Consider the following 17,741-nt stretch of genomic DNA (forward strand, 5'->3'; position numbering starts at 1 on the left):
TCCCGTCCTACAATGAATATGCAGCGCTTTGCTTTTAAACATTTTTCTTAAAGATCAGTCCGATAGACCTCCATTGCAGCATGAACTAGGACAATACAACAGCAGAACCTAATTCATACCTATCTAAGCACGACACAGATTCTGCTGTAATTGCCTGGCTAAAGGATCTGAGATAGATCATTTACTATTATTTCCGCATCCTCCTTTACTCCATGCACCAGTCCTGATTTCTTTTTCCTCAGCCATGGAAAACCGAGGCAATATACACCGTCTTTTATCTTTCCATCGGTATGTTTAGGAGTTCCATTGGCATCAAGCCAGGTATCGGGCATATACGTAAAATCATACCCGAAACCCGTTGCCCAGATTACTGTACTGATACCATCCGAATCAAAAGACAACATATTAATATCGGAAGCGGCATGAAAATCTTCATCCGGTATATCCGCTTCATCATGCTCCTTAAGGGAGATAGAAATCATATCAGATTGACTTTCCAGATAGGCATCAACCGCTTTTTTAACTGCTGCTGAGGCTGCATCGGCATAACAAATGTGTTCTTTTGCATTTTCAGCAAAGTACATCACTGTATTTTCTGTATCGTTCGGGCCTCCAAGGACACTCACACCCAGGTAATACAGTCCCCCGTTTCCTATATCTTTCAGGCTTCCCAAAACCGTTACACCCAGTTTATGCAGAGACTGATAGCTTACGGTATGCCCCATAAGACCTACCCCTGAACTTTGCGGCTGTGTTGCGCCAAGCTTCGGATCAGCCTTCAGCTGGGTTGCTGTGGTGTCATGAATGCCCATCATCTCAATCCATTCCATAATATCTTTTCCCCTGTAGCGCCTTGGCGCACGGGGAACTTTGCTGCTTGCCAGATACACTTTGCGTCCAGAAACCGCCAGTTCTTCTGCAATCTGACAGCCCGACTGGCCAGCTCCAACAACTACAACACTTCCTTTAGGAAGCTGATCCGGATTTTTGTATTCGGAGGCATGCAGCTGAAGGATCGCAGGAGGAATACGTTCAGATAACTTCGGAAGTCGGATACGGTTCATCATCCCGGAAGCAATAATGACTGCTTTAGCACTCCATTGCCTCTGAAGCCTCCCGTTTTCAGCCGTAATTATAAAACGGCCGTTTTCATCATGAATCCGTACCACTTTGCAATGTTCCTTTATGGGAAGCTGAAAAGCATGTACATATCGTTTAAGGTAATCTACAAATCCATCTTTCGTCATAAACTGATCCCATATATCTTCGGGAAGTTCCATTCCGGGTAGCCAAGTCATCCAGTTGGGCGTGTTCATTTTGAATGAATCCCAACGCTGGGAGCTCCATGAACTGCCGATTGTATCCTGCTCCAGTACACAGTGCGGAATGCCTTTTTTATGAAGAAAATAACTGGCCGCTAAACCTGCCTGTCCTGCTCCTATCACGATAACATCTCTATTAAAATCCATTTGATTAAAGAATAAATTATTATTTTTGTACAAAGTTGGGCGTTAAGGTTGGGATGGAGATAACGCATAAATGATTAAAAATTACGCGATTATGCAAAACTGTAAAAATGTATTTATTGAACGGCAAAATTTGCAGGACAGATCTTTCACACCTTATACAGAAAAACAGCATTCAATTATAACAGATTCCGAAGGTTCATTTTCTTTTTTTGAAACAAGTTTTAACCATCTTCAGTTTATTGAGTGCAGTTATCAGTTTCATGATGAGGAACAGATCTGCATTGATATTGAAAATGAGGTGCTGGAAATGCATTTCCGATTACAGGGATCCAGCAGTATCCAACGGGAAAATACATCGGTAGAACTTCATCAGGCCAACAATATGCTGACCTTTCAGAAAGACAGCCAGCAAAAGGTACATATGCGGCCGGTACAGGACGGATACTTTTATGAGATCCGGATCGGCATTTCACACTTTGAAAAACTGATGAGTGATTTTTACCAGCCTTCCCCGGAATATTTTTCAGGGACCCCTTTACAGATTACCCCGGAAATGCGCCTGTTGCTTTCTCAGATGACCAGAACTGCCTATACCGGTCATATGAAGTCCCTGTTCCTGGAAGCTAAGATGACTGAACTGTTCCTCCTTCAACTTCAGCAGAACCGGACACTCGCTTCTGGTCGTTCCATGACGATCCGAAATTCTGAAAAAGATAAGTTTCAGTATGCAAAACAACTGATTGAGCATCATACAGATCAATTTTTAACTGTTTCTGAACTCGCTCAGCAATCCGGTCTTACCCCCAGAAAGCTGATGCAGGGATTTAAAGAATTATTTGGCTGTACAGTGTACCAGCACATTAAACATGTAAAAATGCAGACGGCCAGAACACTTCTGATGGATACAGATAAACATATCAATGAAATAGCACGGGATGTAGGCTACCAGAATGCGCAGCATTTCATTACTGCCTTCAAAAGGAATTTCGGCATATCACCAGGGAAGATGAAGCACTGATGTGAATGCCCTTAAACTTCTTACGTACAAAACCAATAAATCCAATCATCTAATATGAATCCCAAACTTAAAAATGAAATTCTTCAGCTCTACAGGACGTTAAAGGAGGAAGATAATACCAAAGAAAACAGATTGGACCGCTGGAGGAATCTTGAGCCCGAATCGGCAGAATTTATATCGATCATCATCAAAGGGCAAAACACCCGCCATATGCTGGAGTTGGGCACTTCCAACGGCTTTTCTACCTTATGGTTCGCCGATGCGCTGAAAAACACGGGTGGAAAATTAATTACAGTTGAGATAGACCCTCAGCGCACACAGCTTGCCAAAGATCACCTTGCAGCCTATTCTATTCAATCTGATGTAGAATTCATCACCGGTGATGCAAAAGAATACCTGCATAACGCGGACCCATTTTTCAATATCATATTCCTGGATGCAGAAAGGAGATACTATACGGACTACTGGAAAGACCTGAAAAGGCTGCTCAGCTTCAAAGGTTCTATGCTGATCGTTGATAATGTAGTTTCTCACCGCAATGAAGTACAGGGTTTTATTGGACTCATCGAACAGGAACAGGCTTTTTCGCTTTCGATACTGCCCATCGGTGCCGGACTGTTACTGGTAACTAAAGATTAACTTCAGACCATATTGAAATATACTTACAACCTATTTCTGATTTATTACATAAATAAAAAAATGCACTTTGAATAAAGTGCATTTTGTATTTTAAATCTAAGTATTTCTATTAATGTTTCACCTCAGAAATGTCCTCAGGATGATGTTTGTGTCTGAATAAAACAGCAAAGAGAATAGCCAGAACCAATGCATAAACTGCAAAGGACAGCCATATCTGGTGCCAGTCTTTTACCATGACAATGGATGATAATGTGCCATCAGGATTAACTGCCGCATTGAAGCTCTTTTTGAGGATCCCCAGAAAAGTAGGGTTATCCGGCGTTGTCTGAAGATAGGCAGACAGTTCTGAAACACTGGTGAACTTATGAGTGAAAAACCGGTCAATAGCCCAGCCTGCGATATAGCTTCCCAGTACGGCCCCGAAACCATTGGTCATCATCATAAATAATCCCTGTGCAGATGAACGGATCTTTTTATCTGTGGTAGTTTCCACAAACAGAGAACCTGAGATATTAAAGAAATCAAATGCCATCCCATAGACGATACAAGAAGCAATGATAAGCATCAGGCCAAAACCTTCCGGAATTCCGTAAGCGAAAAAGCCGAACCTCAAAACCCATGCAAGCATGGACATCAGCATCACTTTTTTAATTCCGAATTTCTTTAAAAAGAACGGAATCGCAAGGATGAAAAGGGTTTCGGAAACCTGCGATATGGACATGATGATAGTCGAACGCTGCACCACAAAAGAATCTGCATATTTAGGAAAATGCTCAAACTCACTGAGGAAAACATCCCCGTAAGCATTGGTAAGCTGCAAGGCAGCGCCCAAAAGCATGGAAAAAAGCAGAAATAAAGCAGTTTTATAGTTGGCGAACAGCTTAAAGGCATTCAGTCCCAGCTGCTGATACAGCGGAGCATTTTGGTCAATCAGTTTCTGCGGAGGGCATTTTGGTAAGGTCAGGGCATATATTCCAAGGAAAACAGCTACTGCCCCTGCAATATAAAATTGTCCTTCCGTAGCTTTGTTACCGGTAAGATTGGTGATCCACATTGCGACGATAAAACCAACGGTTCCCCACACGCGGATAGGCGGAAAATCTTTAACGACATCCAGGTCACTGTTTTTTAAGATCGTATAGGAAATGGAATTGGCAAGAGCGATTGTCGGCATGTAAAAGCACATGGCAAGCAGCATCACATAGAAAAAGGAATCCGGTGTCATGGTGTGCGGCAGTATAAACAATACCACTCCATACAGAATATGCAGCACCGAGAAAATCCTTTCCGCATTCACCCAGCGATCTGCAATAATCCCGGTGATGGTCGGCATAAAAATGGAAGCAATCCCCATAGTGCCGAATACGGCTCCAAACTGGGTTCCGTCCCAATGTTTCGTTCCGAACCAAAAATTGGCCATCGTAATCAGCCATGCTCCCCAGACAAAAAACTGGAGGAAGCTGAGGATGGTCAAACGTAATTTTAAATTCATAATTCAGTAATCAAAATATCTTAATCTATTTTTCTCTTTCTCCTCTTGATCTCCTCCTGGATTTCCAATGCAGTATCATAATCTTCATCCTTTACGGCTTCATCAAGCAATTTCTGCAGTTCTTCCATTGAAATAGATTTCAGGTTATCCTCAGCAGGCAGCGTTTCCGAGAACGATTCCTCCTCTTTTGAAACATCTTCAAGTTCCAGGAGAATTCCGGCCTCATTAAGGACCTGCTGGGTGGTAAAAATAGGTGCATCGAAACGTACTGCCATGGCAACGGCATCCGAAGTTCTGGCATCAAGGATCAGCTCTTCGTCATTCACCTTATTTCTGAAATTGATATTTGAAAAGAAAACACCGTCCACAATCTGGTAAATGATTACTGAAACCAGCTCATAGCCTGTGGATGCGATGAATTTTGAAAAAAGGTCATGGGTAAGCGGACGCGGTGGATGGATGTCTTTCTCCAGTCCTAGAGAAATGGATTGTGCCTCAAAATTTCCTATCACAACAGGTAATTTGATATGTGATTCTTCATGTTCCAATAGCAATGCGTACGCTCCTGATTGTGTCTGGCTGTACGATATTCCGCGAATAATTAACTGTTTATAATCCATAAGTACAAATATAGATTAATTTTTCAAAGTTTTTTTTACTTTTTAGACAAAAATAAAAGCCCAAAAACGGGCTTTTATGTGTGAATTTTGCCTTACCAATGGGTTTAAATTGACAGGCAAAGCAAATTGGCTTTTGCCAATTCACCTTTATGCTTTTAATGCTTTGATCTTCTCCGTTAATGCAGGAACGATCTGGAATAAATCTCCAGCCACTCCGTAGTCTGCGGATTTGAAGAACGGTGCTTCAGGATCATTATTGATCACTACAATGGTTTTGGATGAGTTAACCCCTGCCAGATGCTGGATAGCACCGGAAATACCAATGGCGATATAAAGATTAGGGGCAATAGCCTTACCGGTTTGCCCAACGTGCTCAGAATGCGGCCTCCAGCCGATATCTGAAACAGGCTTGGAACATGCTGTAGCCGCGCCTAATACATTAGCAAGATCTTCAATCATACCCCAGTTTTCAGGCCCCTTCATTCCTCTTCCTGCTGAAACTACAATCTCTGCCTCTTTAAGGTCCAGCTTTCCTGAGCTCTGTTCATGGGAAATTACTTTCGTATCTTCATTGGCAACAGAAAGGTTTTTTACCTCTTCTGAACCTGATACGGCATTTTCCTTTACTCCAAAAGCATTTTGGGAAACGGTAATAATCACTCCGGCCCCTTCAGCTTTAGCATGCATGAATCCTTTACCGGAAAACGCTCTTCTTTTCACCTGAAACGGTGATGTGCTTTCCGGAGCCTCAAGAACATTAGTAATCAAAGCATAATTCTTCATTACAGCAAGCATAGGTGCAATGGATGACGCATCGGTCGTGTGCGGGAATACGATGATATTACCATCTGCCACCTCATTGACTGCCTGAGCATAAGCTTTTGCAGAGAAGCTCTTAAGGCCTTCATCTTTGATGTTAATTACTTTGGATGCACCATATTTATACAATGCGTCTGAAGAATCGGTTGGGTTTACCGTTACTGCCGTTACAGTATCTCCTGTCTGGTCTGCTACTGCTTTCGCGTAAGATACTGCTTCAAAAGCCGCTTTTTTGTAAACTCCGTTTATATTTTCTGCGTATACGAATACTGCCATTTTTTTTGATTTAATAATTAAAAATTAACATATTAAAAATTGAGAGACTTAAACAATCAGTCCTCAACTTTAAATTTAGATTACTTTAGCTTCTTCGTGCAGTAATCTTACCAGTTCGTCCAGGTTATCAGCAGAAACCATCTTTACCGCAGCCCTAGGCGGAACACTGTCAAACGACACTCCCTGAACTTTCACTTCTGAGGCTGAAGTCTCAACCACCTGAAGAGGCTTTGTTCTTGCAGACATAATTCCTCTCATATTCGGGATGATCAATTCTTTCTCGTCTACCAATCCTTTCTGTCCCGCGATAACGGCAGGTAGCTTCACAGAAATGGTTTCCTTTCCTCCTTCTATCTCTCTTACGGCTGTTGCTTCACTTCCGTTGATATCCAGTCCAACCGCAGCGTTTACGAAAGGCTGGTTCAGCAATTGTGCCAACATTCCCGGAACAGAACCTCCATTATAGTCAATGGATTCCTTACCGCAAAGGATCACGTCATATCCTCCATTCTGAGCCACTGCAGCAATTTCCTTAGCTGTAGAGAAGCTGTCTTTAGGATCAAGGTTTACACGTACGGCATCATTCGCACCGATCGCCAGGGCTTTTCTGATTACAGGCTCTGTGGTGGCATCGCCAACATTGAGCACCGTTACTGTGGCTCCCTGAGATTCCTGAAGCTTTACGGCTTTTGTTAAAGCGAACTCATCAAGCGGATTGATCACCCACTGAATACCGTTTTTGTCAAACGCAGACTTATCTGCTGTAAAGTTAATTTTGGAAGTAGTATCCGGAACACTACTGATACAAACTAATATTTTCATATGTTGTTTTAATTTTTTATTGCCTTATGCTACCCTGGGGCCGCATGCGGAAATTCTTATATTTAACTTCTGCTAATATAATTAAAATATATATTATGCATGCATAATACTTATAGATTTATTATTCAATACATTAGAAGTTCAATCAGGCCGGTTTAGTTGCCCTGAATTCAACCTTGCTTGGTAAAACTCTTGGGTTCATCTTTAAAATATCCAGTATAAGGTTTCCCATATCTTCCGGCTGAATTTTCCAGCTGTCTTTCTCTGAAGGAATATTTCCGTTGAAATGGGTGGCAACGGATCCAGGCATGATGACTGTAGATTTGATATTATATTTCCTGAGATCTATCATCGCTGCCTGTGTAAAGCCTACCACTCCAAATTTGGATGCATTATAACCTGTTCCGTTTTCAAAGAAATTCGCCCCGGCAAGACTGGCAATGGTAATATAATATCCCTCGCTTTTCTTAAGTTCCTCCACAGCAGCTTTAAGAGTATAAAACACACCGGTAAGATTGGTTCCTATCATGTCGTTCCATTCTTCTGCTGTAAGCTGATCAACAGGTTTAAAAATACCCAGTCCAGCATTAGCTATCACGAAGTCCAGCCTGCCGAATTTTTCTTTTACAGCATCAATGGCCTGCTGTTCGCTTTCCAGGCTTCTTACATCGGAAACAATTCCCAGGACACTGCCGGAATATTGTTTCAGTTCTTCTTCTGCTTTAAGCACATCTTCTTTTTTCCTTCCCGAAAAGGCAACCGACACTCCGTTTTCCAATAAGGTCTTCGCCACGCCGAAACCTATTCCTTTGGTTCCTCCTGTAATGTAGGCAACTTTGTTTTCTAGCATAATATTTTTGAATTTAGTTCTTAAAAATAAGAAAAACGCTCCGTTTGGAGCGTTTTTTACTAACTAACATTTGTCAGCATTTATTCTTTAATAATTTTTTGAATATATACCTTACCATCACTAGCTTTTACTCTCAGGATATAATTTCCTTTAACAAACGATGACATATTTACCTCATTTACATTTTTACTATTGCTTATTGAAAGAATAGATCTGCCTGTTACATCATTAATCTCTATTGATTCTGATCTTAGATTATTTCCAAACTTAAATCTTAAAATGTCTTTCACAGGATTTGGATAAATCTGCAAATCCCTTGAATTGATTACTTCTGTAGTTCCTAGAGTCGAATTTTGTCCTGTAACAGTCATTACCCATCTGGCAGTGGAAAAGCTCGCTAAAGCGCCCGTTCCTGTTGCTGTTGGTGTTGTAATACCACATGTGTCAGATGCAAGATATGACGGGCCTGTTTGTGCGCCAGAATTTGTACCCATATAGAAAGATTGGGGAGGGGTAACATCGCCATCATGAAAGACTTCAAGAACAAAAGTACCACCTGCTGGAACATTAACATTTAAAGCTGTTCCTGTATTTACTATTGTCCCAGCACTTGCTGTAGTAATATTTACATTTGCTGTACCTAGTAAAGTAGGAGTTCCTGTTGGAAATGTACCTCCTGTCCAGTTATAAACAAGTACTTGAACGGGAAATGAAGAATTAGCCGTTTGAACTCCAAAGGCAACATTGGTAATCTTATAAGTATAATTAATCCCGTAATCTGACAATTTAAAAACTCTAATGTAAGAATTATCCGCTGTATAACCGTTTGTCTGACTACCACAAGCAACTGAACCTGTTGGACTAACTGTAGTAGGTGTAGAACTTTGCGTAATCACCTGTGCAAAAGCCGTTCCTGCAAATACTAATGCAGATAAAAATGTAAAAGTTTTTTTCATAATATTTTTTATTTTATTGATATACTTAGTAAATATAAAAAAATCCCATAATATTTATGGGATTTTTTTATATAAATTTTTGAATTTCAATCATTTTGCATAATTATCAAAAAACAAAGGTATACTCTCAATTCCTTTATAAAAATTGAAGAGGCCGTAATGCTCGTTCGGGGAATGGATGGCATCAGAATCCAGGCCGAATCCCATCAGGACAGATTTGGCTTCAAGTACTTTTTCAAACATGGCCGTAATCGGGATGCTTCCTCCTCCCCTGTATGGAAGAACTTCCTTACCAAATGAAGATTCCATTGCTTTTTTGGCCGCCTGGAACTCTTTTGTATCGGTTGGCAAGACGTAGGGCATTCCACCGTGGTGAGGCGTTACTTTTACTTTTACCGTATCTGGGGCTATCTTTTTGAAATAGGCAGTGAATTTCTCAGTAATTTCTTCAGGAGTCTGATAAGGTACCAGACGCATGGAAATCTTGGCAAATGCTTTGGAAGGAATTACTGTTTTGGCTCCCTCTCCTGTATAACCGCCCCAGATTCCGTTGCAGTCCAGCGTAGGGCGGATCGATGTTCTTTCCAAAGTGGTATATCCTATTTCACCTTCCACATTACTCAGTCCGATCGATTTCTTAAATTCTTCAGGATTGTCTTTTAGCTTGTTCATTTCAGCTCTTTCTTCATCTGAAACATCCTGAACGTTATCATAAAAACCATCGATGGTAATCTGACCATCCTCATCAATCAGCTGCGCAATCATTCTGGAAAGCACATGGATAGGGTTAGGCACAGCTCCACCATACAGTCCTGAATGAAGGTCCCTGTTTGGTCCTTCCACTTCTACTTCCACATAACTTAATCCTCTCAGTCCTGTGGTAACAGTCGGCTGCTCATTACTGTAAATATGGGTATCAGAAATCAGGATGCAGTCACACGCTAATTTGTCTTTATTTTCGTTTACAAAATCACCCAGGCTTACAGAACCTACTTCTTCTTCTCCTTCCAGGATAAACTTAACATTGCAAGGAAGTGTATTGGTTTTCATCATAGCTTCAAATGCCTTCAGATGCATAAAGAACTGTCCCTTATCATCGGCTGATCCTCTGGCAAAAATAGCCCCTTCAGGATGAAGCTCGGTTTTTTCAATATAAGGTTCAAAAGGAGGTTTTTTCCATAATTCAAGCGGATCTGCGGGCTGAACATCATAATGGCCATAAACCAGTACTGTAGGCAGGCTCTGATCCAGAATTTTTTCACCAAAAACAATTGGGTAACCTTTAGTCTGGCAAATTTCAACATGATCTGCTCCTGCATTTTTCAGGTGCTGAGCGCATACTTCGGCACATTGTAAGACATCATTTTTATAAGCAGGATCTGCGGAAATGGAAGGAATTCTCAGTAATTCAAATAATTCATCCACGAAACGCTGTTTATTTTCGTGAATGTAATGTAAGGTCTCTTGCATCGTAAAATTTATTTCGTTAAAAATAAAAAAAATGCCCTGCTCGGGCAACAAAAAACTAAGAATTCTGGTCTGTAAACTTAAAGAGTTTCGGACAAAAAAATATCCTGCAGATGTGCAGGATAGTTATGCTTGATGGATATCTATTAATGTCCGGCTTGTGGAGTATGCGTTTCAGCAGGCTTCCCAGCTTCCGCAGGTTTAGCTTCATCTGCTGGTTTTGTTGCTGCAGTATCCGTTTTGGCAGGCGTTTCATGACCTCCGTGCATATCTGCTGTATAGTCTGAAAGTTTATCCTGTTCACCGCTGGTTTGCTCATCATCTGAATACCTTTCTACACCTTCTTCCAGCTTGATTACTTTTTTATTACCGCCGGCCTGTACTTTCTTACAGCTTACGGCCATAGCTGCAACAGCTGCACATATGATTAATTTTCTCATGCTCCAATTTTTGATTGTCCAAAAGTAAGAAATCTTGCATTTTTCGGCAACATTTTCACACTGATTTTAAAATAATTTTACCTTTTTTGGATTGTGTAAAAATAAGGTACTGGTCTCCCCCATCCTTTAACTGGTATTTTTTCTTGATTTCCTCAGGCTTCAAAGGATGGTTTTTGGAAATAATATTAAACTGCCCTTTTTTCTTAATCTCTTTACCATCAATGCTTTCCACCTGTAGAATCCGCCCCGGAAAGTCTTCTACAAAGTGATCCGAAGTATAGAAATGGGTGTTGGGATGCAGTTTTTTCAGATTAAACCTTTGTGAGGCCAGATTAAACGTTCCGGCCTTGAGTATGGCATTATTCGGAATATACAGGTACTTCTGCGGTTCAGAATATTCAACATGGGCTGTTTCTTCATCACCAATGGTATAGTTAAAAGGTCGTTCACCGGTTTCAAGATTGATACAGCAAACGCTAACGTGTTGATTTGGATGGCCGGAAAGGAATATGACAATCTCCTTTACATCATTTTTCACAGCAATAATATCTATTCTGAACAGGGCAGGAACCACCGAAATAAGATATTTAAGGTCTATCAGCGGAGAGAGTTTGATCACCAATGTTTCAGAAATCGCCAATAGTCTTTTCTGAATATCAAGTACATTCGGAGAAAGGTGCTCCAACAGGAATACTTTATTTTTCTGCTGGTCACGCCTTGCCGGATCAAGATAAATGACATCAAAATGTTCTCTGTTATGATGTAAAAAATCTTCGAGATGATTGTTGATGAATCGTGCCTTTCTGCCAAGCACACCCCAGTTATGTTCAACTGTTTCCAGCAGACCGGAATTTTGCTCTACAAGCGTGACTTCTTTGAAGTCCTTTGAAAGATAATACGCATCAATGCCGAAGCCGGCTGTAAGATCAATGAATTTTTCCCCTTTTAAAAACGTTGATTTATAACTGGCTGTTTTTTCCGATGAGGCCTGCTCAAGATTCAGTTGCGGCGGAAAAATAATGCCTTCTTTGAGCAGGAAAGGAAATTTCTTTTCTGCCACCTGCTTACCTTTAATCTGCTGGACGATCTCCTGCATGGTTACTTCAGGAAATGGAGATTTTTTTAAAAGCAATGCAGGAAGATCAGCATGGAGATTTTTCTGAATATATTCCTGAATGGTATGTTCTAAAATTTTAATCACTAATGTATTGTAAAAACGGTTAGCAGCAATCATATATGGAAAGTCCCATATTACTAGGGTTACGGATTATTTGCTGATAATTATCGCTTATAAAAAATATAATCTGCAGGTACGGGATCAATACTGCTGTTTTTCAGCAGCATATTAATCTGCCCTCTGTGATAAGTAGAATGGTTAACAGCATGGAAAAGCATTTCAAAAATGCTGTTTTCAAATGTTGTTCCCTTTGAATTATGGTATTCTATTCTCTGATCAAGATCGGAATCATTGATGATCCCAATACTTTTTTGATGGTTGCTGCTGTTTATTCCTTCCAGGTTTTCGAAAGGATTGGTCTGCCAGACATCAAAGGTCTTTTCACCAATAATCCTTGCATTCCAGATCTGCTGGGCATTCAGGGTATGATTGATCAGCCTGATGATTCTTTCATCTACCTTTGCTATATTTCCGGCAATCACCTCAATAATTTCCCGGTTGAAATAATGGGTGTAGTCAAATAAATCAATCAGTTTTTCTTTCATCATTCAAACATTTCTGCCCATCGGACAGGTTTTATCTCTTTTTCACTATAGAGTTCACCCACTGTTTTTTTAACGTCTAATTTCGGGTACAGATTGACTCCGATCAACTTTATCCTGCCTTCTTCCACCCATTGCTGTTCTTCTACAGCATGGTTGTAGATTTCTTTCTGAATCCAGCCCTGTTTGAGGAGTTCCAGATATCCTCCTTTTTCCTCAATAGCCACAAAAAAGGCCCAGGAGTTCTCTGCGATCTGCTTCGTAAGGTCTTCCACATAATAACTGCCATTGGCGGCATCTTCAAATACGTTAATGATGCTTTCGTAAGCCAGAACAATCTGCTGTTTGAATGATATCTCTTCTGAATTTTCCGTACTTTTCTCTAGCAGATAGTTATTGCTGAATACCGCATCTGCTCCGCCGATCATGGCCGCTGCTAATTCCAGGGAAGACCTGATAAGGTTGTTCTCATGATCTGCCACAGATTTGTTCCTAAGCGATGTTTCTGCGAAAATATAAGGAATATCATCCCTTCCGTATTCTTTTGAAAGCTGATTAAAAACCAGCCTGAAAGCCCTAAGCTTAGCTACTTCAAAAAAGTAGTTGGCTCCTACGGCCAGCCTGAATATGAGCCGATCCAGGATATCCGGTCCGTATACTTCAATCAGTTCTTTTGCTTTGGCCAAGGCTATTCCTAACTGCTGACTGATGGATGCACCAGCATTCTGATGAAATGAAACATCCACGGCGATATTCCTCCTGAAATTTTTGGCCAGCAGTTCTTTTGTCAGCTGATCATCGATGAGCGCATTCTGTTCATCAAAAACATCAATCAGGGAAAAATACTGATCTTCTTCTTCGGGGCTGATGTGACCGGCCAGATCTTTATTGTTGACGAAAATGGTCTTCTGTTCAAGATGCTCCACGTTATGCTCGAGCATAAAGGCAAATACATCTTCCTCCAGGCTCTCGTGATATAGAGCTACCAGGTGGGTATTTTCTTCAACCTTGGGGATGTTAGGCAGCGGTTTGCTGACAGTATCGTAGAAAGGCTTTACTTCAAGTCCTTCCAGATTTTCTTTCCTGAGCACGGCATCAATATCTTCTGTCTTCAGCTGTTTCTTTACCAGGCTTTCCCAACGGGTGAATGTATCTGACATGGTTTGTTTGTGATTTATGATTGGCAGGTTATGGATAATAGTGAATAGTCAGTGGTGAACTAGCATGTTGATATAAATTGACCGTTCACTATTGATTTCCAGCAATTACTTATTTTTTGCAATATGAGTACTATCTGCGACCAGGATGAAAATTTCCTCATTCGGTTTCTTCATGAAATAGTTCTCCCTTGCATATTTTTCTTTTTCAGATTTGTTGTTCATCAGTTTTTTATAAAACGCGTCGTTCTTCTCGTATTCGGTTTTATAGTACTGCAGCTGCTCTTCATACTTCCCGATTTCGCCGTTAAGCTCGTTAATTACAAGGAATGAAGTTTTGTCAAAGAAAATCATCCATACTAGAAACAGGACTATAGTAATCGTATATTTATTCAGAACATATTTCTGAATAAGTTTCAGTGTTTCTGACTTGGGCTGGATGTCTTTAATTAAATCTTTTGCTGACATGTCTAGTGTTTTCTGAGTGAGTTTTTGATAACTGTCGTTAAAAAATCAATCGCAACGGAATTCTGTCTCATATTCGGAATGATTAGATCCGCTTCATTTTTTGAGGGTTCGATGAATTCCTGATGCATCGGCTTTAAGGTAGTCTGATACCGGTGCAGTACTTCATTCAGGTCTCTTCCCCTCTCCTGTGTATCCCTCCTGATCCTCCTGATCAGCCTTTCATCCGAATCGGCGTGAACAAAAACTTTCAGGTCAAATTCCTTCAGCAACTCCTTATTGGTAAGAACAAGGATTCCCTCTACCACCAAAACATTTTTAGGCTCTACCGTTACATGGTCTCCGGTCCTGGAATGGGTCACAAAGCTGTAAATCGGCTGCTCAATGGGTTGGCTGTTTTTAAGCGCTCTTACATGCTGTATCAGGAGATCAAAATCTATGGATTTCGGATGGTCGTAGTTCAACGCTTCCCGCTCTACCAGGGTTAGGTTATGATTATCATGGTAATAATTATCCTGTGAAAGGATATTCATTCCTTCAATGTCAAGCTGCTGAATGATTTTATCAACAACCGTAGTTTTGCCGGATCCTGTTCCTCCTGCAATTCCGATTACAAGCATTATTTTATCTTTTCTTATCTTTTTACAAATATAGTATTTTAGGTAAGACGGGAGAAGAGCATGAAATTAAAAGATCAAATTATTTAAAATCGAAAAATTGAAAGATTTAATACATTGAATAATTACTGAATAATCGGAAATCTTGCTTTTTTATGGATCTACATTAGGGGTTATATAAAAAAATCCGGCATACTGTGATGCCGGAAAGTTTTTATACGATTTCGCTTGTCAGTTCCCTTGAAAGCAGTTTCTCATGCATGGGTTTCAGAAGATCCATGGAGCCTGTCTTTACGGTACATTTACCTTTATAATGCACCAGCATAGTACATTGTTCGGCCTGTTCTAGGGTGTGTTTGCAGATTTCTATCAGGCAGTCGATCACATAGTCAAAAGTATGAACATCATCATTATGTAAAATCAGCTTGTACACATCATCCGTGTCATCCAGCACCAGGACTTCTTCTTCGTACTGGCGTTTCGGATCATCATAATCTCTTATACTATTATAAAAAATCATACAGAAAAAGTTTATACTTCACCGATTGTATCGGCCAAATTATTAACGATATTAGGTTCTTCATAGACCAGTTCCACCAGTTCTACACTTTTGTTATTCATTTTAAGAATTTTGAAATGATAGTTTTCAAGGTCAAATTCCTGGTTCTCTTCAGGGATATCTTCCAGGGCATGAAGGATAAATCCTGCCAGGGTATTGTATTCGCTCTCTTCAGAAAGGGTCAGTTTTTTAGGCAGGTGCTCATTGATCTCATCCAAAGGCTGTGTAGCCTGTACCCAATAGGTATTGTCACCAATTTTATCTACCACCTTATCCTCTTCGTCTTCTTCATCCTGAATTTCCCCTACAAGTTCTTCCAAAATATCTTCCAACGTTATAATTCCTTCAGTACCTCCGAATTCATCAATAACAATGGCTAAATGCTGTTTCTTCTGCTGGAAAATTTTCAGCAGGTCGGAAATTTTCTTGCTTCCCACGACGAAAAACGGATCACGCATCAGTTCCTTAAGGTCCTCATGGGTCAGTTCCCCTTTTCTCCTTACAAATTCCCTTATGATTTCCTTGGTATATAAAATCCCGATGACATTATCTATGGAATCCAGATATACCGGGATACGGGAATACCCGCTTTCCATAATGGTATTGATGATTTCATTGACGTCCTCTTCAAAATCAATAGAAGTGATATTCTGTCTGGGAACCATGATCTGCTTTGCAGAATGATCCGTAAAGTCGAAGGCGTTTTTGATAATCTCATAATTTTCCTCCTCAATTTCCCCGCTGTCGGCACTCTGTTTTACCAACAGCTGCAGTTCTTCGGTAGAATGAATCTCCTGTTCTGAAGCAGGATGGATTTTAATGAGCCTTAAAAAACCGTTCGACATAGAATTCATCAACCAGATAAACGGTTTGAATACGGTGTAGAAACCTCGCAATGGCACTGCAGTTGCCATAGTAGTAGCTTCAGATTTCCTTATCGCAATAGATTTTGGGATCAGCTCACCAAATACAATATGCATAATGGTGATCAGCACAAAACTGATAATGATTGAAATGGAAGTAATGGTAGAACCACTCAGATTTACATTAAGTGAATTGAAGATATTTTCAACAATATGGTGAAGGGCACTTTCCCCTACCCAACCTAAGGCTAGAGAAGCTAAAGTAATACCTAATTGGGTGGCAGAAAGGTATTCATCAAGGTGTTTGATGATATGTTCTGCCTGCTTTGCCATAGAATTTCCCTCTGCGGCTTTTATCTGGATTTGTGAGTAACGAACTTTAACAATCGAAAATTCTGCGGCTACGAAAAAGCCATTAAGTAAAACAAGAAATACGGCCAACAAAAGCCTGACTATGTCCGAGTCCATTTAGAAATGATATAAATTTATAGGTACAAATATATACAAAATAAAAATAACAAAAAAAGCACCGGGTCATCGGTGCTTTAGTATTTTATCGGTATATCTTCTAAGATCCTTTAAGGGCTTCCGCTCCGGAAACGATTTCAAGGATTTCATTGGTAATAGCCGCCTGTCTTGCTTTGTTATAATAGATCACAAGATCATTCTTCAGTGCCTGCGCATTATCTGTCCGCTTTATGCATTGCTGTCATTCTTGCCCCATGTTCAGAAGCTACAGAATCAAGGATGGCCTTGAATACCTGAGTCTTGATAGACTTAGGAATAAGGTTATCCAGGATTTCAGCCCTGTTAGGTTCAAAAATATAATCTGTTTCCACCTGAGGTTCTGTGGTTTCAGGCATTGAAATCGGAAGGAGTCGCTCTGTAGTTACTTCCTGCGTAGCTGCATTAACGAATTTATTGTAGATAAGGTATACTTCATCAAACTTCCCTTCTCTGAAGCTCGTCATTACCCCTTCGGTAACGTTGGCCACAACATCAAAGTTCAGATTGTCATAAACCGCACTTTCATTAGCAAATACCTTACGGTTCCTTCTTACTGCATCATACGCTTTTTTACCGATGGAAAGCACCTCAACATCGTATTGTGAATGGTTCTGAAACTGTATGTTCAGTTCTTTCACGATGGATGAGTTGAAAGCGCCTGCAAGACCTCTGTTTGAAGTAACAGCAATGAAAAGTATTCTTTTTACAGATCTTTTCTCGGCATACACGGAAACCTGATCAGGATCTGAACTTGAATTTACATTCTCGATAAGTTCCTGCAGTTTTTCTGAGTACGGTCTCAACATTACGATGGCATCCTGTGCTTTTTTAAGTTTCGCTGCGGAAACCATTTTCATTGCACGGGTAATCTGCATCGTAGATGTAATGGACGTAATTCTGCCTCGTATTTCTTTTAAGTTTGCCATATTGGGTTAGTTGTTGGTTGTCGGCTGTTGGCTGCTAGTTTTAGAAAATTCTGTCAACTA

Annotated in this window: 18 protein-coding genes and 1 pseudogene; 2 read left to right on the forward strand and 17 right to left on the reverse strand. The window is 40.4% G+C overall.

Features of this window, described 5'->3' with window-relative positions; translation table 11 throughout:
• Positions 1 to 158: 158 nt before the first annotated feature.
• Positions 159 to 1,469 carry an NAD(P)-binding domain-containing protein gene (locus QE404_RS07230; protein ID WP_307448558.1) on the reverse strand — a complete coding sequence of 437 codons (1,311 nt, stop codon included), beginning with the start codon at positions 1,467 to 1,469 and terminating at the stop codon, positions 159 to 161.
• 91 nt (positions 1,470 to 1,560) lie between these two features.
• Here QE404_RS07230 and QE404_RS07235 point away from each other — a divergent pair, with 91 nt between their 5' ends.
• Positions 1,561 to 2,487: a helix-turn-helix transcriptional regulator gene (locus tag QE404_RS07235; RefSeq protein WP_307448561.1), complete on the forward strand. Its 927-nt coding sequence runs from the start codon at positions 1,561 to 1,563 to the stop codon at positions 2,485 to 2,487.
• Between the two features lie 54 nt (positions 2,488 to 2,541).
• Complete coding sequence (locus QE404_RS07240; protein ID WP_307448563.1) at positions 2,542 to 3,126, forward strand: O-methyltransferase; 585 nt, start codon at positions 2,542 to 2,544, stop codon at positions 3,124 to 3,126.
• Between the two features lie 109 nt (positions 3,127 to 3,235).
• Here the strand turns inward: QE404_RS07240 and QE404_RS07245 are convergent, their stop codons facing one another.
• The 16 genes and pseudogenes from QE404_RS07245 to atpG all read right to left on the reverse strand — a co-directional run bounded on the left by QE404_RS07245 (position 3,236) and on the right by atpG (position 17,681).
• A complete protein-coding gene (locus QE404_RS07245) occupies positions 3,236 to 4,618 on the reverse strand; it encodes a nucleoside permease (RefSeq protein WP_307448567.1) in 1,383 nt (460 codons plus the stop codon).
• A 20-nt stretch (positions 4,619 to 4,638) separates the two neighbouring features.
• Entirely contained in the window at positions 4,639 to 5,238 is a 600-nt protein-coding gene (locus QE404_RS07250) for a bifunctional nuclease family protein (protein ID WP_307448571.1), read from the reverse strand.
• A 147-nt stretch (positions 5,239 to 5,385) separates the two neighbouring features.
• Positions 5,386 to 6,333 carry an electron transfer flavoprotein subunit alpha/FixB family protein gene (locus QE404_RS07255; RefSeq protein ID WP_307448574.1) on the reverse strand — a complete coding sequence of 316 codons (948 nt, stop codon included), beginning with the start codon at positions 6,331 to 6,333 and terminating at the stop codon, positions 5,386 to 5,388.
• A gap of 75 nt (positions 6,334 to 6,408) precedes the next feature.
• Positions 6,409 to 7,155: an electron transfer flavoprotein subunit beta/FixA family protein gene (locus QE404_RS07260; protein ID WP_307448577.1), complete on the reverse strand. Its 747-nt coding sequence runs from the start codon at positions 7,153 to 7,155 to the stop codon at positions 6,409 to 6,411.
• Positions 7,156 to 7,300: 145 nt separating this feature from the next.
• Positions 7,301 to 8,005 (reverse strand): SDR family oxidoreductase, encoded by a 705-nt coding sequence (locus QE404_RS07265; protein WP_307448580.1) that lies wholly within the window; start codon positions 8,003 to 8,005, stop codon positions 7,301 to 7,303.
• 80 nt (positions 8,006 to 8,085) lie between these two features.
• Positions 8,086 to 8,961 carry a T9SS type A sorting domain-containing protein gene (locus QE404_RS07270; RefSeq protein WP_307448583.1) on the reverse strand — a complete coding sequence of 292 codons (876 nt, stop codon included), beginning with the start codon at positions 8,959 to 8,961 and terminating at the stop codon, positions 8,086 to 8,088.
• Between the two features lie 90 nt (positions 8,962 to 9,051).
• Entirely contained in the window at positions 9,052 to 10,431 is a 1,380-nt protein-coding gene (locus tag QE404_RS07275) for a dipeptidase (RefSeq protein WP_307448586.1), read from the reverse strand.
• 143 nt (positions 10,432 to 10,574) lie between these two features.
• Positions 10,575 to 10,868, reverse strand: a complete 294-nt coding sequence (locus QE404_RS07280; protein WP_307448588.1) for a hypothetical protein — start codon at positions 10,866 to 10,868, stop codon at positions 10,575 to 10,577.
• A 55-nt stretch (positions 10,869 to 10,923) separates the two neighbouring features.
• Entirely contained in the window at positions 10,924 to 12,102 is a 1,179-nt protein-coding gene (locus QE404_RS07285) for a class I SAM-dependent methyltransferase (RefSeq protein WP_371935070.1), read from the reverse strand.
• A 47-nt stretch (positions 12,103 to 12,149) separates the two neighbouring features.
• Complete coding sequence (locus QE404_RS07290; RefSeq protein ID WP_307448590.1) at positions 12,150 to 12,593, reverse strand: DinB family protein; 444 nt, start codon at positions 12,591 to 12,593, stop codon at positions 12,150 to 12,152.
• Positions 12,590 to 13,747 carry a methylmalonyl-CoA mutase family protein gene (locus QE404_RS07295; protein ID WP_307448593.1) on the reverse strand — a complete coding sequence of 386 codons (1,158 nt, stop codon included), beginning with the start codon at positions 13,745 to 13,747 and terminating at the stop codon, positions 12,590 to 12,592. Before QE404_RS07295 ends, QE404_RS07290 begins: the two co-directional genes overlap by 4 nt.
• Positions 13,748 to 13,852: 105 nt before the next feature.
• Positions 13,853 to 14,212, reverse strand: a complete 360-nt coding sequence (locus QE404_RS07300; protein ID WP_307448595.1) for an FtsB family cell division protein — start codon at positions 14,210 to 14,212, stop codon at positions 13,853 to 13,855.
• A gap of 2 nt (positions 14,213 to 14,214) precedes the next feature.
• On the reverse strand, positions 14,215 to 14,829 hold the full coding sequence (gene udk, locus QE404_RS07305) for a uridine kinase (protein ID WP_100074389.1): 615 nt from the start codon (positions 14,827 to 14,829) through the stop codon (positions 14,215 to 14,217).
• 211 nt (positions 14,830 to 15,040) lie between these two features.
• Positions 15,041 to 15,346 (reverse strand): ATP-dependent Clp protease adaptor ClpS, encoded by a 306-nt coding sequence (locus tag QE404_RS07310; protein ID WP_307448598.1) that lies wholly within the window; start codon positions 15,344 to 15,346, stop codon positions 15,041 to 15,043.
• 11 nt (positions 15,347 to 15,357) lie between these two features.
• The gene (locus QE404_RS07315; RefSeq protein ID WP_307448601.1) at positions 15,358 to 16,716 is read right to left on the reverse strand and encodes a hemolysin family protein; all 1,359 of its coding nucleotides are present in this window, start codon (positions 16,714 to 16,716) and stop codon (positions 15,358 to 15,360) included.
• Positions 16,717 to 16,816: 100 nt separating this feature from the next.
• Positions 16,817 to 17,681, reverse strand: a pseudogene (atpG, locus tag QE404_RS07320) (ATP synthase F1 subunit gamma).
• Positions 17,682 to 17,741 lie beyond the last annotated feature (60 nt).

The organism is Chryseobacterium camelliae, assembly GCF_030818575.1.
GTDB classification, from domain to species: Bacteria; Bacteroidota; Bacteroidia; order Flavobacteriales; family Weeksellaceae; genus Chryseobacterium; species Chryseobacterium camelliae_A.

Excerpts from the sequence above, each read along its gene's own strand:
- QE404_RS07230 (WP_307448558.1), bottom strand. The coding sequence starts at position 1,469 with ATGGATTTTAATAGAGATGTTATCGTGATAGGAGCAGGACAGGCAGGT.
- QE404_RS07235 (WP_307448561.1), top strand. The coding sequence starts at position 1,561 with ATGCAAAACTGTAAAAATGTATTTATTGAACGGCAAAATTTGCAGGAC.
- QE404_RS07240 (WP_307448563.1), top strand. The coding sequence starts at position 2,542 with ATGAATCCCAAACTTAAAAATGAAATTCTTCAGCTCTACAGGACGTTA.
- QE404_RS07245 (WP_307448567.1), bottom strand. The coding sequence starts at position 4,618 with ATGAATTTAAAATTACGTTTGACCATCCTCAGCTTCCTCCAGTTTTTT.
- QE404_RS07250 (WP_307448571.1), bottom strand. The coding sequence starts at position 5,238 with ATGGATTATAAACAGTTAATTATTCGCGGAATATCGTACAGCCAGACA.
- QE404_RS07255 (WP_307448574.1), bottom strand. The coding sequence starts at position 6,333 with ATGGCAGTATTCGTATACGCAGAAAATATAAACGGAGTTTACAAAAAA.
- QE404_RS07260 (WP_307448577.1), bottom strand. The coding sequence starts at position 7,155 with ATGAAAATATTAGTTTGTATCAGTAGTGTTCCGGATACTACTTCCAAA.
- QE404_RS07265 (WP_307448580.1), bottom strand. The coding sequence starts at position 8,005 with ATGCTAGAAAACAAAGTTGCCTACATTACAGGAGGAACCAAAGGAATA.
- QE404_RS07270 (WP_307448583.1), bottom strand. The coding sequence starts at position 8,961 with ATGAAAAAAACTTTTACATTTTTATCTGCATTAGTATTTGCAGGAACG.
- QE404_RS07275 (WP_307448586.1), bottom strand. The coding sequence starts at position 10,431 with ATGCAAGAGACCTTACATTACATTCACGAAAATAAACAGCGTTTCGTG.
- QE404_RS07280 (WP_307448588.1), bottom strand. The coding sequence starts at position 10,868 with ATGAGAAAATTAATCATATGTGCAGCTGTTGCAGCTATGGCCGTAAGC.
- QE404_RS07285 (WP_371935070.1), bottom strand. The coding sequence starts at position 12,102 with ATGATTGCTGCTAACCGTTTTTACAATACATTAGTGATTAAAATTTTA.
- QE404_RS07290 (WP_307448590.1), bottom strand. The coding sequence starts at position 12,593 with ATGATGAAAGAAAAACTGATTGATTTATTTGACTACACCCATTATTTC.
- QE404_RS07295 (WP_307448593.1), bottom strand. The coding sequence starts at position 13,747 with ATGTCAGATACATTCACCCGTTGGGAAAGCCTGGTAAAGAAACAGCTG.
- QE404_RS07300 (WP_307448595.1), bottom strand. The coding sequence starts at position 14,212 with ATGTCAGCAAAAGATTTAATTAAAGACATCCAGCCCAAGTCAGAAACA.
- udk (WP_100074389.1), bottom strand. The coding sequence starts at position 14,829 with ATGCTTGTAATCGGAATTGCAGGAGGAACAGGATCCGGCAAAACTACG.
- QE404_RS07310 (WP_307448598.1), bottom strand. The coding sequence starts at position 15,346 with ATGATTTTTTATAATAGTATAAGAGATTATGATGATCCGAAACGCCAG.
- QE404_RS07315 (WP_307448601.1), bottom strand. The coding sequence starts at position 16,716 with ATGGACTCGGACATAGTCAGGCTTTTGTTGGCCGTATTTCTTGTTTTA.